Here is a 14,514-nt window from a genome sequence, read left to right as displayed (position 1 = left end):
TGCCACGCTCACGCCCCCCTCATCCAACGGTCCCGCAGCCCCGCCAGCACCGCGATCGACACCGCCAGCAGGACCAGGCTGAGGGCGATCGCGGCGTCGGGGTCGTTCTGCAGGGCCAGGTAGACGGCGAGCGGCATGGTTTGGGTGCGGCCGGGGAAGTTGCCCGCGAAGGTGATCGTCGCGCCGAACTCACCGAGCGCGCGGGCCCAGGCCAGGACGGCCCCGGCCGCGATGCCGGGCGCGATCAGCGGCAGGGTGACCCGGCGGAACGCGGTGAAGCGGGAGGCGCCGAGCGTGGCCGCCGCCTCCTCGAAGCGCGGGTCGGCCGCGCGCAGGGTGCCCTCGACGCTGATGACCAGGAACGGCATCGCGACGAACGCCTCCGCGATCACGACCCCCGTGGTGGTGAACGGCAGCGTGATCCCGAACCAGGAGTCCAGCCACTGGCCGATCACGCCGTTGCGGCCGAGGGCCAGCAGCAACGCCACACCGCCGACCACCGGCGGCAGCACGAGCGGCAGCGTCACCAGCGCCCGTACGAGGCCCCGGCCGGGGAACTCCGTACGGGCCAGCAGCCAGGCCAGCGGCACGCCCAGCACCAGGCTCACCGCCGTCGCCGCCGTGGCGCTGACCAGCGACAGCTGGAGCGCCTGCCACACCTCGGTGCCCGTCAGCTGGCCCGGCAGGCTGCGCCAGGGCGCGCGGACGAGCAGCGCGAGAAGCGGCACCAGCAGGAACGCCAGCGCCAGCACGCCCGGCAGCAGCAGCGGCAACGGCACCCCGCGCCGGCCCCCCGTGCCGACGCGGCGACGCCGCGGCCGGTCCGTGCGGGGACCGGTCGCGGCGCCGGGCTCGTGGAGCGAGGTCACGGCTTGAGGAACCCCGCCTCGCTCAGCACCTTCTGGCCCTCGGCGGACTGCACCAGGGCGACGAACGCCTTGGCGGCCTGGGCGTTCGGCGCGTTCTTCAGCAGGACGATCGGGTAGTCGTTGATCGCCTTGGCCGACTCGGGGAACTCCACGCCCTCCACCTTGCCGCCGGCGGACTTCACGTCGGTCTTGTAGACGACCGCCGCGTCCGCCTCCTTCAGCTCCACCTTGTTCAGGGCGCTCTTGACGTCCTGCTCGTAGGAGACCGGGGTCAGCTTGAGCTTGGCGGCGTCCAGGGCCTTCTGCGCGGCAGCGCCGCACGGCACGGTCTTGTCGCACAGCACGACCTTCAGGCCGGACTTGGTGAGGTCCTTCAGGGAGGACACCTTGCCGGGGTTGCCCGGGAGGGTGGCGATCTCCAGCTGGTTGCGCACGAAGGTCGCCGGCGTGCCTGCTGCGTCCTTCTTGCCCGTCACGATCGCCATGGTCTTGGGGCTGGCGGCGGCGAAGACGTCCGCCGGGGCACCGCCGGTGATGCTCGCGGCGAGGGTGTCGCTGCCGCCGAAGTTGAAGCTGACCTTGGTGCCCGGGTGCTGCTGCTCGAACTCCTTGCCCAGAGCCGTGAAGCTCTCCTTCAGGGAGGCCGCGGCGAACACGGTGACGTTGCCGGACAGCTTGGGGGAGGCGGAGTTCGACGTGTCCGACTTCGCGTTGGACGAGTCCGAGGACGAGGAGCAGGCGCTGAGTGCCATCAGGGCGGCGGCTCCCGCACCGGCCAGCTGCAGCATCCGCCGGGTCCGGCGCACGGAACGGGTCATCACGGATCTACTCCTCGGTTCTGTGGAACGACGGTCGCGCCCTGTCACGGCCGGGACCACCGGCCGTGCGGCGATGATACTGCCGCATCTGCCAGCTGTAAGTCTCCTGTCGCATCGCATGAGCTGCAGACTTGGGATTTGTAGCTTGCATGTGCGTTTGTACGGCGCTTCGCGGCGGGTACGGTCCTGCGGGAGGTGGTCGCAGATGACGCTCGTGGAAGTCGCCCTGACCGGTGATCTGGCCCGGCCCGCCCGGCTGACCGTGCCGGACCTGCTCCGCTGGCCGCAGCACCGGGTGGCCGTCAGCTTCGAGTGTGCGACCAGCGGCGTCCAGCACCACCGGTTCGCGGGCCCGCGCCTGTACGACGTCCTCGCCGACGCGGGGCCGGGCTTCGACGCGGCGCGCCGCAAGGACCGGCTGCGCTTCCTCATCGCGGTGACCGGCACCGACGGCCATCACGCGGTGCTGTCCTGGGCCGAGATCGACCCCGACTTCGCGGACGCCCCGGTCCTGCTGGGCGTGCGCATCGACGACACCCCGCTGGACATGGCCGGGCCCCAGCTGGTGCTTCCGCAGGACCGGTGCGGGGCCCGGCACATCAGCGGCATCACGGCGATCCGGGTGGACGGCGGCTACCGCTGTGACGGCCCGGTGCCCGCCTCACCCGGGCCCATGGCTGCGGCACCTCGCTGAACCGCGCGCGCGTGGCGCTTCGCGTCGGGCGGGGTGGGTCAGACGCGGTCGATGTGCACGTTGGTGGACTTCACGCGTGCGGTGGCCTCCATGCCGACCTCGAGGCCCAGTTCCTCGACGGCCTCCCGGGTGAGCAGCGACACCAGCCGGTGCGGGCCGGCCTGGATCTCCACCTGGGCGGCGACGTCGCCGAGCTTGATCGCCGTGACGATGCCGGGGAAGGCGTTGCGTACGGAGGTGTAGGAGGCGTCCTCCTCGCCGCTGCCCGCCTTGGCCAGTTCGACCGAGAACGCGGCGAGATCCCTGCCGTCGATGAGCCGTCGCCCGGACTCGTCGCGATGGGTCGCCACCCGCCCCGCGTCGGCCCAGCGGCGGGCGGTGTCCGGGCTCACGCCGAGCAGCCGAGCCGCCTGGCCGATCGTGTAGGACTGCATGCCGGTCACGATAGGGCTACACCAGGGGAACCGTGGACGTGGGGTTGGCCGTTGGGTATAACGCGATATAGCGTTAGTGCGTGACGATGGCTCCCTGCGGGGGCGTGCTGAATCGGGGTGAGGGTATGGCGGCCGAGCTGCTGCACACGGAGGTGCCGTCCGGACTGCGTGCCTCGCACGCGGACCGGGACCGGGTGGTGGACGCGCTGACGCGCGCCGCGGGCGACGGCCGGATCACGGCCGAGGAACTGGACGAGCGGGTGACGGCCGCCCTGTCCGCCCGCACGCTCGGCGAGCTGTCGGTGCTCACCGCCGACCTGCCGGACGCGGGCGGCACCGCACGGGTCAAGGACGTCGTGCGGATCGAGCAGCAGGGCGCGTCGGCCGTGCGCGCGGACGGCTGGGCGGTGCCGCGCCGCATGGAGATCGCGTCCGCCTGGGGAGACGTGACCCTCGACTTCTCCGGCGCGGTGATCACGCACGACACCCTCCGCATCGACCTCGACATGCGCGGCGGCACCCTGCGGCTGATCACCCGGCCCGGCGTCGTCGTGGACGCCGACGCGCTGGTGATCGGCTACGGCAAGACCAAGGTGCGGCCGGCCGGCGACGCGGGGACGTCGGCCGTGCTCCGGGTGGGGATACACGGCCGGCTCAGCATGGGGCGGCTGGAGGTACGGCCGCCCAGGCGCTGGTTCGGCCGCTGAGCGCTCCGCTGGAAGTGCCGCGATGTGCCGCCGGGCGTCTGCGGGTCCGTCGTGGCTGGTCACTCCCCCCAGTTCTCGGCTTCGCTCGAACCCGGAGGACCCCCGTCGCGGCGGAGCCGCATATCAACACAGCCCCGCGCCCCCGGTCTCACCCGGTGTGCACCCGCGGCCGGCGTTCCCGGTCCGGCTCCGCCTCGCGCAGTACCTCGCGGGTGACCGGGGCGACCTCGCCCTGGCCGAAGAGGAAGAAGCGCAGGAAGTTGGCGAAGGGGTTGCCCTCGGTCCACTCGAAGTAGATGTGCGGGGTGCAGCCGGTCGTGTCGCGCACATGGAGGAGGAGTGCGGCGAGGGCGTTGGGGATGGAGGAGGACTCCAGGGTGAGCACACGGTAACGGTCGTGCAGGACCTCGCCGCGCACGGTCAGGCCCGCCTCGAACTCGGACGGGTCGGTGACCGTGACCTCGACGAAGACGAAGTCCTCCTGCTCCGGCATGTCGTTGTCGGCCCGGATCTGCTCGACCTTGTCGCGGTACTCGGCCTTGTCCCGGTGCCCGGGTTCGTTGGCGATGAACCGTATCTTCCGGCTGGCCATGTCCCGGATGAATCGTTCCGCCATGGGGTCGAGCGTCATGTGGGTCACGCGCAGTTCGAAGGCGCGGGCCAGCCGGGACAGCAGCGAGACCAGGATGATGCCGACGATGAAGCAGGCACCGATCTTCACACCGTCCGGACGCTCGATGACGTTCACCACGGTCGTGTAGAGGAACACCGCGGAGATCACGGCGAACCCGATGGTCCACTTGCGCTGCCCGGCCTTGCGCGCGGCGATGGTCACCGCGATCGCGGCGGAACTGATGAGCACCAGCACGCCGGTGGCGTAGGCGCCGCCCTGGGCGTCGACGTTGGCGTCGAAGATCCAGGTGACCAGGAAGGCGATGAGCGTGAAGACGATGACCATCGGGCGCACGGCGCGGGCCCAGTGCGGGGCCATGCCGTAGCGGGGAAGGTAGCGCGGCATCAGGTTCAGCAGGCCCGCCATCGCGGAGGCGCCGGCGAACCACAGGATGGCGATGGTCGAGACGTCGTAGACCGTGCCGAAGGCGCCGCCGAGGTACTGGTGGGCGAGGTAGGCGAGGGCGCGGCCGTTGGCCTGGCCGCCGGTCTTGAACTCGTTCTCCGGGATGAGCAGCGTGGTGATGAAGCTGGTGGCGATCAGAAAGCCGCTCATGATGACGGCGGCGGTGGTCAGCAGCTTCTTGGTGTCGCGGATCCGGCCCCTGGGGGCGTCCTCGGTGTCGTCCGGGTCGCCCTGGACGTGGGGCATGACGGCGACGCCGGTCTCGAACCCGGACAGGCCGAGGGCCAGTTTGGGGAACACCACCAGGGCCACGCCGACCATGACGAAGATGTTGCCGTGCTGGGCCGTCAGGGCGGTGCTCCAGTCGGTGACCACGTGCCCGGCCGTGATGACGTGCCACAGGCCGACGATCACAACGACCAGGTTGAGCGCCAGGTAGATGCCGACCAGAGCGACCGCGACACCGATCGCTTCCAGGAAGCCCTTCAGGAACACCGCGCCCAGCAGCGCCACCAGGAACAGCGTGATCACCATCTGGTGGCCGTGCAGGGAGCTGGTCAGGTGGGGGTTCTCGACGAGGTGCGTGGAGGCGTCGGCGGCCGACAGGGTGATGGTGATGAGGAAGTCGGTGGCCGCGAAGCCGAGCAGTGTGAGCACGAACAGCTTGCCCTGCCAGAACGACAGCAGTCGCTCCAGCATCGCGATGGAACCCTCGCCGCGCGGGCTCTCCTCGGCCACCCTGCGGTACACGGGAAGGGCACCGGCCAGCGTGACGATGACCAGCACGATGGTCGCGATCGGGGACAGCAGGCCGGCCGCCAGGGCCGCGATGCCGGGCTGGTAGCCGAGGGTCGAGAAGTAGTCGACACCGGTCAGGCACATCACCCGGTACCAGCGCTGGCCCTTGTGCGCGGGTTCCGGCTCGGCGTGCGGGCCGGTGTGGCCGCCGGCCTTGCCCATGTCGGACAGCCCCTCCAGCATCCAGGCCCGGAGGCGGTTGGTACTGGGAGGCTGCTCGGTCGTGGCCATCAGTGGGCTCCTGTGTGCGGCTCAGCTCTATTCCGGCCATCACGCGGACGGCGGCATCAGCGTAAGCGGAGAGTGACGCCTGGGCCCACGCATACGGGCTCGGGGGGCGTCAATCTTGCGTTAAGAATGACGTGGGAATGCCAGAGCCGCATCAAGAAGCGGAGGCCGGAGGGGTTTGCCGGGGAGCAGGGCCGACCGGCTCACAGGTCGCCCGGCGCCCCATGGACGGCCACCGAGTGTCATGGTTCACAGTGCTGATCGACCCACCGTGGCGGAGGCCCCGCCGTGCAGTGCACGGAGCCGGCTTCACAGGCGCCGGAGGTCCATGCGCAGATGCCAGGCGTTGCGCCGGTGGACGGACAGCAGCTCCGACTCCAGCGGTGACGGGGGTATCGCGAGCACCGGACAGACCGCGTGCGCCAGGCAGTGCCGGGAGACGTGACCCGAGAAGGCGCGCTGCAGACCGCGCCGGCCCGCGCCCACCACCAGGACGTCGTCCTCCCGGTCCGCGGTCGCCACGAGCGCCGGGCCCGGGGCACCGCGGACGACGAGGGCGTGCATCGGCACACCCGGGGAGCCTCCGCCGAAGATCTCCTCGAGCACCGAGACCAGCCGCTGTCGGGCCAGCCGTTGCCAGTCCTCGACCAGCAGGCCGGCGGCGGGGGAGCGGCGCGCGGCGGAATCACCGCCCGGCGGCTCCCAGGCCAGCACGGGCCACAGTTCCGCTCCCAGCCGGCGGGCGAGCGCGGTGGCCCGCCGCAGTGCCGTGACGCTGCCCAGGGAGCCGCTCACACCGACCACCACCCGAGCGGTCGCCGAGGCGTCGTAACCGGACATCACTCCACCGTTCCTCGCGGGCGACGCCGGGTGTCTCGCGCGCGGACGTGCCCGCCCTGCAAGGCCGTTGCTTCCTTCCATCCCACTCCCCAAGCGCCGATCCGACCAGCCGGACGGACGGACTCTTTTCGCCGGGCGGTGGCCGGCCCGCCGCCAAGATTCGGCGGGCTCGGCCGAAACTTTCGAGGCCCTCTGGGCGATCCCTGCCGGGGGCGTAGACGCCGCCCGAGGTCGGTACGGCGTCCGGCAGCGTCAACTGCCGTGCTCGAATGCCCGCTGCCGATGTGGGCCACACGCGCATCGGCTCGCTGCGTCGCCGGGTCGCCGAACTCCGGCCGAAAGGGACGGCCGCGGCCTGCCCGGTCAGGTGGCCCTGCACGACACCTTGACGCCCCCTACGGGCCTTTCTAGAGTCGCCGTTCGGAACGTTCGGGATTTTCTTCGAATGTTTCGGAACCGAACCCCTGCGAAGCAACTCCGAAATTTTCGAAGGAGCGCACGATGGGCGACCCTGCACTGTCCCGCCGCGGCTTCCTGGCGGCCTCCGTCGCGGCCGGTCTCGGTGTGACCGCACTCAGCGGCTGCGGCGGCGGCTCGGACGGGGGGTCGTCCTCGGGGACGACCACGATCGAGTGGTGGAACATCTCGACCACACAGCCCACCAAGACCGTGTGGGCCGGTCTCGCCAAGAAGTTCGAGGCCCAGAACCCCAAGGTCAAGATCAAGATAGTCCAGCTGGAGAACGACGCCTACAAATCGAAGATGACGGCGCTGATCGCCTCCGGGAAGCTGCCGGACATCTTCCACACCTGGGGCGGCGGCGTGCTCAAGCAGCAGGTGGACGCCGGGCTGGTCGAGGACCTCACCGACCGCACCAAGCCCTGGGCCGACGGGCTGATGTCGGTGGCCAAGCAGCCGTACCTCATCGACGACAAGCTGTACGGCATCCCGTTCGACATCGGCATGATCGGCTTCTGGTACAACAAGGCGCTCTTCAGGAAGGCCGGGATCAGCGCGCCCCCGACCACCTGGAGCGGCTTCCTGGACGCCGTGAAGAAGCTCAAGTCCGCCGGGATCACCCCGCTCGCGCTGGCCGGCAAGGAGAGCTGGACCGGCATGTACTACTGGGCGTACCTCGCGATGCGCACCGCGGGGGTCGACGCCCTGCAGAAGGCCGACGAGAAGAAGGACTTCACCGACCCCGGCTTCGTCCAGGCCGGGCAGCACCTGAAGGACCTCGTCGACCTCCAGCCCTTCCAGAAGGGCTTCCTCGGCGCCGCCTACTCCTCCCCGACCGGGCAGGCCGCGACCGTCGGCAACGGCAAGGCCGCCATGGAACTCATGGGCCAGTGGGCGCCGGTCGTGGAGGCCGACGCCGGCAAGGGGCTCGGCGCGAACCTCGGATTCTTCCCGTTCCCCGAGGTCGAGGGCGGGGCCGGGAAGATCACCGAGGTGTTCGGCGGAGGCGGTGGCCACGCCCTGCGCAAGGGTGCCCCGCAGGCGGCCGTGGACTTCCTGAAGTTCTTCGCCTCCGAGACCACCGACCGGGAACTCGTGCAGAAGACCAAGACCCTTCCCGTCGTACCGGCGGCCGAGAGCGTCCTCACCGACCCCAACATCAAGGCCGTACAGGCCCAGTTGAAGGGTGCCACCGGCTTCCAGCTCTACCTCGACCAGGCCTACGCCCCCGCCCTCGGTCAGCAGGTCAACGACAGCGTGGCCGGACTGATCGCCGGTTCCAAGTCCCCGCAGCAGGTCACGCAGGCGATCACCAGCACCGCGAAGCAGGAGCAGTAGGGCGCCCGATGACCTCCACCTTCCTCCCGGATCAGCGGGGCAGACGGGGTAAGCGGGGCGGGCCCGGCGCCGTCCTGCCCGCCCCGGCGGCCGGCGCCGGCCGGCAGCGCAGCCGTCGGCGCGCCCTGCACTGGCTCACCGCCGTCGGCCTCCAGCTGCCCGCCCTGGCGCTCTTCGGCGTCCTGGTCCTGCTGCCGATCCTGTTCGCGCTGTACGCGTCCTTCTTCCGCTGGGGCGGCTTCGGGATGCCGTCCGACTACACCGGCACCGACAACTTCAGCCGTCTGCTGCAGGATCCGGTGTTCCAGGGCGACCTGTGGCGGATGCTGCTGCTGGTCGTGCTCTCGCTCGCGCTGCAATTGCCGTTCGCGCTCGCCATGGCCGTCCTGCTCAACCAGAAGGTGCGCGGCCGGGCGGTGTACCGGATGCTGTTCTTCGCGCCGTACGTGCTGTCCGAGGCCATCACCGGCGTGCTGTTCAGCATGATCTTCGCACCGGACCAGGGGCTGGCCGACCACGTCCTCAAGGCGATCGGCCTCGACGGGCTCGGCGGCCAGTGGTTCGCCGGTACCTCCACCGTGATGGCCACGCTGTTCCTCGTCATGATGTGGAAGTACTTCGGCTTCCACATGATGCTCTACCTGGCCGGACTGCAGTCCATACCGGCCGAGTTGACCGAGGCGGCGATCGTCGACGGCGCGGGTCCCTGGCAGCGCTTCCGGCACGTCACACTGCCGCTGCTCGCGCCCACGCTGCGGATCAGCGTGTTCCTGTCCGTGATCGGGTCGATCCAGCTGTTCGACCTGGTCTGGGTCGTCACCGCGGGCGGTCCCGACCACCACTCCGAGACGATGGCCGTGACCATGTTCCAGTACGGCTTCAAGCGCTACCAGGTCGGCTACGCCAGCGCGATCAGCGTGGTCATGTTCGCCATCAGCCTCGTCTTCGCCCTCGCCTACCAGCGGTTCGTCCTGCGCCGCGACCTCGAAGGGGCCACCACGAACATGAGGGGAGCCGGAGCATGAGCGCCCGCCGCAGGGGCCGTACGCTTCCGCTGCACGTCGTCCTGGTGGCGGTCGGTGCCGTCATGGCCGTACCGCTGCTGTACGCGCTGCTCTCCGGCTTCAAGTCCACCGACCAGCTCTCCCGCAACCCCGTCGGGCTGCCGAAGCCGTGGGTCTTCGCCAACTACGGCGACATCCTCGGCTCGGGCTCCTTCTGGCGGCTGGTCGGCAACAGCACGCTGATCGCGGTCGGTACGACGGTGATCGTCGTCGCGGTCTCGGCGCTGGCCGCGTTCTCCTTCGCGCGGTTCGCCTTCCGGGGGCGGGAAGTGCTGTTCACGCTGTTCACGATGGGGCTGATGTTCCCGTTCGCGGTGGCGGCGCTGCCGTTGTTCCTGCTGCTGCGCTCGATGGGCCTGCTCGACAACCCGCTCGGCGTGATCCTTCCGCAGGCCGCGTTCGGGCTGCCGATGACGATCATCATCCTGCGCGGCTTCTTCCGGCAGATCCCGGGCGAACTGGAGGAGGCCGCCACCCTCGACGGCTGCGGACCGCTCGGCTTCTTCTGGCGGGTGCTGCTGCCGATGGCCCGCCCCGCGCTCGGCACGGTCTCCGTGCTCGCGGTCGTCACCAGCTGGAACAACTTCTTCCTGCCCCTGCTGGTGTTCACCGACAGCACCTGGTGGACCATCCCGATCGGCGTGCAGCAGTTCCAGGGCCAGTACTCCGCCGACACGGCACGCGTCTTCGCCTACCTCGTCCTCGCCATGGTCCCCGCCCTCGCCTTCTACTCGGTCGCCGAACGCCAGCTCGTCGGCGGTCTCACGGCGGGCGCCACCAAGGGCTGAACCCACCTCTGAGAGACAGGAGTCGCACCATGCCCAGCAAGAGCACCCGTCTCAGACTCACCGGCGCCCTCGCGGCCGCCCTCGTGGCCGCCGCATTCGCCGCACCCGCCGCCCAGGCGGGTCCACAGCAGCCGACGCTCGCGGAACTGGCCCAGCGTCACGGCCGTTACTTCGGCAGCGCCACCGACAACCCCGAACTCGCCGACAGCGCCTACACGAAGATCCTCGGCAGCGAGTTCGACATGATCACGCCCGGCAACGGCATGAAGTGGTACGCCACCGAGCCGCAGCAGGGCGTCTTCGACTGGACCAACGGCGACGAGATCGTGAACCTGGCCCGGAGGAACCACCAGAAGGTCCGCGCCCACACCCTGGTCTGGCACAGCCAGCTGCCCGACTGGCTCACCTCCGGGCAGTGGACCGCGAGCGAACTGCGGGCCGTGCTGAAGAAGCACATCACCACGGAGGTACGGCACTACCGGGGCAAGGTGTACTCCTGGGACGTCGTCAACGAGGCCTTCAACGAGGACGGCAGCTACCGCGAGACCCTCTGGTACAAGACCCTCGGCCCCGGCTACATCGCCGACGCCCTGCGCTGGGCCCACGAGGCCGACCCGCACGCCAGGCTCTATCTGAACGACTACAACATCGAGGCGACAGGCCCGAAGAGCGACGCCTACTACGCGCTGGCCAAGGACCTCAGGGCCCGGGGCGTGCCGCTCGACGGCATCGGATTCCAGACCCACCTCGCTCTGCAGTACGGCTATCCCTCCAGCCTGGAGGACAACCTGCGCCGCTTCTCCGGCCTGGGCCTGGACACCGCCCTCACCGAGGTCGACGTACGGATGCAACTGCCGGCGACCGAGGAGAAGCTGACCGAGCAGGCGAGCTGGTACCGGCAGTTGACGGAGGCCTGCCTGGCCGTGCGCCGGTGCGTGGGCGTGACCATCTGGGACTACACCGACAAGTACTCCTGGATCCCGGCCGTCTTCCCGGGCGAGGGCGCCGCCCTGCCGTGGGACGAGCAGCTGAACCCCAAGCCGGCGTACCAGGCACTGCGGGAGGCACTGCGCTAGGGCCCGGCTACACACGGTAGCCACCTCTGGACACACATCGGGGCCGGTGCACTCCTCGCAGGGTGCGGCCGGCCCCTCGGGTCGTTCGCCCGCGCTCCGCTCAGGCCGCGGTCATCACCTGCTCCGCACCGAGCGGGCGGTGCGGAGCGATGACCCGGCCGTCGGGCAGCAGCTCACCGGTGTCCTCGAAGAGGAGGACGCCGTTGCACAGCAGACTCCACCCCTGTTCCGGGTGGTGCGCCACGAGACGGGCGGACTCCCGGTCGGCGGACTCGGCTGGCGGACACGGCGGCTGGTGCTGGCACATGGGTGGGATCTCTCGCTCTGTCGTGGTCATGGCCGTCCCCCGTGGTGATAAGTCGGTCGGAACCCAGTGTTGCCTTCTCGGCGTCGTTCCGCAGGGATTTCGCAGCACCGCTTCTCACAGGTTCATGACGCGTCACCCGCGCGGACGGTTCAGTCCAAGTGCACTGTCACTTCGGATGGTTCGCAGTGGTCGGATCGGGCTAGTCCCTGCAGGCCAGACCCCTGACATGGACGTACCCCGCATCCCTTCCGGGTGAGCGGGGCACGCGGCCGACCGGTCAGGCGGCGGGGGTGTCCAGGACGGGCGGGCCGAGCAGGGGCAGCGGGGTCGCGCGATGGGTCAGCACCGGGAGCAACTCGGTGACCCGGAACGGGCGGTGCGCCGGTATGCCGGGCGGTGCCGGCGCCAGCGGGACGAGCAGATCGGTGTCGGCGGGGTGTCCCTCGGCCCCGTCGGCGGTGAGGTCGCCGTGCAGCCACAGGGTGAGCATGTACAGACCGGGCACGGACAGCAGCCGCGCCTGGTACGGCTGCTGCAGCGCCTCGGCCTGGTGCAGGGCGCGCTCGGTGGAGAGGACGTACGGGCCCTCGAAGAAGTGCGAGAAGGCCCAGCCGTCGGGGGTCAGCATGGTGTCGGCCGCGGCCACCGCCCGGTCGCCGCAGCGGATCAGGAAGCGCCAGCCGGCCAGCCGGGTCGCGGACAGGCCCGGTGCGGTGATGCGGTCCAGGACATGCACGGGCAGTGGGAGTTCGGGTGTCGTCGGCCCCTGCGCGGCGCGCAGGGAGGGGGTAGGGGCCTCACGTACCGCGGTGGGGGAACCGAGGGCGGTGAGGACGGAGCGCAGGGCAGGCGCGGGGGCAGGGGGCACGTGCAGCGGCATGTGGGTCGCCTCTCTCGTTCGACAGGCGCGGCGGCGCGAGGAGGGGTGGGGCGGACGGCGCTGTCTGCTCACAGAAGGCCGAAAGGGTGAAGGCCCGGTTCGGTGAACAAGGGTGCGGCTCGGCCTGCCGCCCGTCACCGGGACGGCCTGAACACGGCAGGAACCAGGACCGAGGCGTCAACCTTCCGCCTTGTGGGCGAAGTTTATATGACGCTTGTTCGGCCGTTGTTTCGTCTATCTCATTTCGGGAAGTCGCGCAAGGCGGTAATACGCCGACGATTTGCGGGGCTCCTCCCGATCCCCGGCCCGCCCGCCACCGCTGACCTCGTCATACGCGCAGGTAGCGGTCGGCCGAATGTCGTCGGCGTTTTTCACGAGGTGTTGCGGGAACCCGTTGCTGCAGACCGACGCATGCCCCGTGAATGTGCCGCGGGGAACATTCGGAGAGACTAGCGGGTACCGGGCCCGCGCGGGGCGTTATCGATCGCTTCCGCTGGGCATCATCCCCCCTGCACCCGGGAGCCCGGCGGCCGGATCGCCGGCCCGCCCATCCGAGGAGGGACACTTCGATGGGGGAGAAGGTCGTGGCGGGGCGGTTCGACCTGTCCGATCGCCAGCGCTACCGCGAAAAGCTCCAGAAGTGTCTCGCGGGACTGGAGCGACTGCTGCGGGAGAAGCGATTCGACCGTCCCAAGAACCTCATGGGAGTCGAGATCGAATTGAATCTCGCCGGGTCCGACGGTATGCCGAAAATGTTGAACGGACAGGTGCTGGAACGTATCGCGAGCCGCGATTTCCAAACAGAACTCGCCATGTTCAACCTGGAAGTCAACATCGCCCCACACCGATTGGGCGGCCGGGTATTCGACCGGCTCGCCGAGGAACTGCGGACCTCGCTCGCCTACGCGGACCGCAAGGCCGGAGAGGTGGACGCCGGCATCGTCATGATCGGCATCCTGCCCACCCTCGACCGCGACGACCTGGTCTCCTCCAACCTCTCCGAGAACGACCGCTACACCCTGCTCAACGACCAGATCGTGGCCGCGCGCGGCGAGGACTTCCGGCTCGACATCGAGGGCGTGGAGCACCTCGTCTGCACCTCCAAGTCGATCGTCCCGGAGGCCGCCTGCACCTCCGTACAGCTGCACCTCCAGGTCACCCCCGCCCGGTTCGCCGACGTGTGGAACGCCGCGCAGGTGGCGTGCGCCGCGCAGATCGCCGTCGGCGCCAACTCCCCGTTCCTGTTCGGCCACGAACTGTGGCGCGAGTCCCGGCCCCCGCTGTTCCTGCAGTCCACCGACACCCGCCCGCCCGAGCTCCAGGCACAGGGCGTACGGCCGCGCATCTGGTTCGGCGAGCGGTGGATCAGCTCCGTCCAGGACCTGTTCGAGGAGAACCTGCGCTATTTCCCCGCCCTGCTGCCCATCTGCGACGACGAGGACCCGCTGGAGGTCGTCGAGGCGGGGGGCACACCGAGGCTCGCCGAACTGGTGCTGCACAACGGCACGATCTACCGCTGGAACCGGCCGGTGTACGGCATCGCCGACGGCGTCCCGCACCTCAGGGTGGAGAACCGGGTGCTGCCGGCCGGGCCGACCATCACCGACGTGATCGCCAACGCCGCCTTCTACTACGGCCTGGTCCGCGCCCTCGCCGAGGAGTCCCGCCCGGTGTGGAGCCGGCTGCCCTTCGCCGTGGCGGAGGCCAACTTCGACGCCGCGTGCCGGTACGGCATCGACGCGCGGTTCGTGTGGCCCCGGCGGGGACGCTACGGCGGCACGGGCGAGGTCGACGCGGTCACCCTGGTCCGCGACGAGCTGCTGCCCCTGGCGTCGGCCGGGCTGGACGCGTGGGGCGTGGAGGCGGCCGACCGGGACCTCTACCTGGGCGTCATCGAGGAGCGCTGCCGGCGCCGGGTGAACGGGGCGTCCTGGCAGGCGGCCACGTTCCACCGACTGCTGGAGCAGGGGCTGACCCGCGAGGCGGCACTGGCGGCGACGACACGGCGTTACGCCGAGCTGATGCATGTCGGGGAACCGGTGCACATGTGGCCGGTGGGATTGCCGGAGGCCGTTCCCCTGGGCTGAGGGCCGCTGCGCCGCCCTGTACGCCGTCCTCATCACTCCTTCTGCGATC

General features: G+C 70.1%; 14 protein-coding genes. 7 read left to right on the top strand and 7 right to left on the bottom strand.

All coding sequences use genetic code 11. The features are described 5' to 3' along the window. Positions 1–8: 8 nt before the first annotated feature. Together modB and modA are read right to left on the bottom strand one after the other, a co-directional pair. Positions 9–869 carry a molybdate ABC transporter permease subunit gene (gene modB, locus ACFYZB_RS13805; RefSeq protein ID WP_388758084.1) on the bottom strand — a complete coding sequence of 287 codons (861 nt, stop codon included), beginning with the start codon at positions 867–869 and terminating at the stop codon, positions 9–11. Continuing rightward, positions 866–1,687, bottom strand: coding sequence for a molybdate ABC transporter substrate-binding protein (gene modA / locus ACFYZB_RS13800; RefSeq protein WP_388758082.1), 822 nt, complete (start codon positions 1,685–1,687; stop codon positions 866–868). Before modA ends, modB begins: the two co-directional genes overlap by 4 nt. A 205-nt stretch (positions 1,688–1,892) precedes the next feature. Between modA and ACFYZB_RS13795 the strand changes: the two genes are divergently transcribed. Continuing rightward, the gene (locus ACFYZB_RS13795; protein WP_388758080.1) at positions 1,893–2,381 is read left to right on the top strand and encodes a molybdopterin-dependent oxidoreductase; all 489 of its coding nucleotides are present in this window, start codon (positions 1,893–1,895) and stop codon (positions 2,379–2,381) included. A gap of 38 nt (positions 2,382–2,419) precedes the next feature. On the opposite strand, the gene ACFYZB_RS13790 is transcribed toward ACFYZB_RS13795, so the two are convergent. Next, entirely contained in the window at positions 2,420–2,815 is a 396-nt protein-coding gene (locus tag ACFYZB_RS13790) for a molybdopterin-binding protein (RefSeq protein ID WP_388758078.1), read from the bottom strand. A gap of 125 nt (positions 2,816–2,940) precedes the next feature. Here ACFYZB_RS13790 and ACFYZB_RS13785 point away from each other — a divergent pair, with 125 nt between their 5' ends. Continuing rightward, positions 2,941–3,522 carry a DUF1707 domain-containing protein gene (locus ACFYZB_RS13785; RefSeq protein WP_388758077.1) on the top strand — a complete coding sequence of 194 codons (582 nt, stop codon included), beginning with the start codon at positions 2,941–2,943 and terminating at the stop codon, positions 3,520–3,522. Between the two features lie 148 nt (positions 3,523–3,670). Here ACFYZB_RS13785 and ACFYZB_RS13780 read toward each other — a convergent pair whose 3' ends face one another. Next, positions 3,671–5,629, bottom strand: a complete 1,959-nt coding sequence (locus tag ACFYZB_RS13780; RefSeq protein ID WP_388758075.1) for an APC family permease — start codon at positions 5,627–5,629, stop codon at positions 3,671–3,673. Between the two features lie 306 nt (positions 5,630–5,935). Continuing rightward, the gene (locus tag ACFYZB_RS13775) at positions 5,936–6,466 is read right to left on the bottom strand and encodes a universal stress protein (protein WP_351205162.1); all 531 of its coding nucleotides are present in this window, start codon (positions 6,464–6,466) and stop codon (positions 5,936–5,938) included. Positions 6,467–6,967: 501 nt separating this feature from the next. Between ACFYZB_RS13775 and ACFYZB_RS13770 the strand changes: the two genes are divergently transcribed. From ACFYZB_RS13770 to ACFYZB_RS13755, 4 genes are read left to right on the top strand one after another with little or no spacing between them, the layout of a single operon-like run. Continuing rightward, positions 6,968–8,263, top strand: coding sequence for an extracellular solute-binding protein (locus tag ACFYZB_RS13770; RefSeq protein WP_388758073.1), 1,296 nt, complete (start codon positions 6,968–6,970; stop codon positions 8,261–8,263). A gap of 8 nt (positions 8,264–8,271) precedes the next feature. Next, a complete protein-coding gene (locus tag ACFYZB_RS13765; RefSeq protein WP_351205158.1) occupies positions 8,272–9,288 on the top strand; it encodes a sugar ABC transporter permease in 1,017 nt (338 codons plus the stop codon). Continuing rightward, positions 9,285–10,115 carry a carbohydrate ABC transporter permease gene (locus ACFYZB_RS13760; RefSeq protein WP_351205156.1) on the top strand — a complete coding sequence of 277 codons (831 nt, stop codon included), beginning with the start codon at positions 9,285–9,287 and terminating at the stop codon, positions 10,113–10,115. Before ACFYZB_RS13765 ends, ACFYZB_RS13760 begins: the two co-directional genes overlap by 4 nt. A 29-nt stretch (positions 10,116–10,144) precedes the next feature. Continuing rightward, positions 10,145–11,191, top strand: coding sequence for an endo-1,4-beta-xylanase (locus ACFYZB_RS13755; RefSeq protein ID WP_388758070.1), 1,047 nt, complete (start codon positions 10,145–10,147; stop codon positions 11,189–11,191). Positions 11,192–11,291: 100 nt separating this feature from the next. Here ACFYZB_RS13755 and ACFYZB_RS13750 read toward each other — a convergent pair whose 3' ends face one another. After that, positions 11,292–11,498, bottom strand: coding sequence for a DUF5999 family protein (locus ACFYZB_RS13750; protein WP_041665012.1), 207 nt, complete (start codon positions 11,496–11,498; stop codon positions 11,292–11,294). A 277-nt stretch (positions 11,499–11,775) separates the two neighbouring features. Further along, complete coding sequence (locus ACFYZB_RS13745) at positions 11,776–12,378, bottom strand: hypothetical protein (protein WP_351205152.1); 603 nt, start codon at positions 12,376–12,378, stop codon at positions 11,776–11,778. Positions 12,379–12,947: 569 nt separating this feature from the next. Here ACFYZB_RS13745 and ACFYZB_RS13740 point away from each other — a divergent pair. Then, complete coding sequence (locus tag ACFYZB_RS13740; protein ID WP_388758068.1) at positions 12,948–14,465, top strand: glutamate--cysteine ligase; 1,518 nt, start codon at positions 12,948–12,950, stop codon at positions 14,463–14,465. The last annotated feature ends 49 nt before the right edge of the window (positions 14,466–14,514 follow it).

Source organism: Streptomyces sp. NPDC001852 (genome assembly GCF_042891825.1).
Classification (GTDB): Bacteria; Actinomycetota; Actinomycetes; order Streptomycetales; family Streptomycetaceae; genus Streptomyces.
This window is presented reverse-complemented; position numbering and strand designations above follow the sequence as displayed.

Coding starts and splice junctions, on each gene's coding strand:
- ACFYZB_RS13750 (WP_041665012.1), bottom strand. CDS start 11,498: ATGTGCCAGCACCAGCCGCCGTGTCCGCCAGCCGAGTCCGCCGACCGG.
- modA (WP_388758082.1), bottom strand. CDS start 1,687: ATGACCCGTTCCGTGCGCCGGACCCGGCGGATGCTGCAGCTGGCCGGT.
- ACFYZB_RS13775 (WP_351205162.1), bottom strand. CDS start 6,466: ATGTCCGGTTACGACGCCTCGGCGACCGCTCGGGTGGTGGTCGGTGTG.
- ACFYZB_RS13745 (WP_351205152.1), bottom strand. CDS start 12,378: ATGCCGCTGCACGTGCCCCCTGCCCCCGCGCCTGCCCTGCGCTCCGTC.
- ACFYZB_RS13785 (WP_388758077.1), top strand. CDS start 2,941: ATGGCGGCCGAGCTGCTGCACACGGAGGTGCCGTCCGGACTGCGTGCC.
- ACFYZB_RS13780 (WP_388758075.1), bottom strand. CDS start 5,629: ATGGCCACGACCGAGCAGCCTCCCAGTACCAACCGCCTCCGGGCCTGG.
- ACFYZB_RS13765 (WP_351205158.1), top strand. CDS start 8,272: ATGACCTCCACCTTCCTCCCGGATCAGCGGGGCAGACGGGGTAAGCGG.
- ACFYZB_RS13790 (WP_388758078.1), bottom strand. CDS start 2,815: ATGCAGTCCTACACGATCGGCCAGGCGGCTCGGCTGCTCGGCGTGAGC.
- ACFYZB_RS13760 (WP_351205156.1), top strand. CDS start 9,285: ATGAGCGCCCGCCGCAGGGGCCGTACGCTTCCGCTGCACGTCGTCCTG.
- ACFYZB_RS13770 (WP_388758073.1), top strand. CDS start 6,968: ATGGGCGACCCTGCACTGTCCCGCCGCGGCTTCCTGGCGGCCTCCGTC.
- ACFYZB_RS13795 (WP_388758080.1), top strand. CDS start 1,893: ATGACGCTCGTGGAAGTCGCCCTGACCGGTGATCTGGCCCGGCCCGCC.
- ACFYZB_RS13755 (WP_388758070.1), top strand. CDS start 10,145: ATGCCCAGCAAGAGCACCCGTCTCAGACTCACCGGCGCCCTCGCGGCC.
- ACFYZB_RS13740 (WP_388758068.1), top strand. CDS start 12,948: ATGGGGGAGAAGGTCGTGGCGGGGCGGTTCGACCTGTCCGATCGCCAG.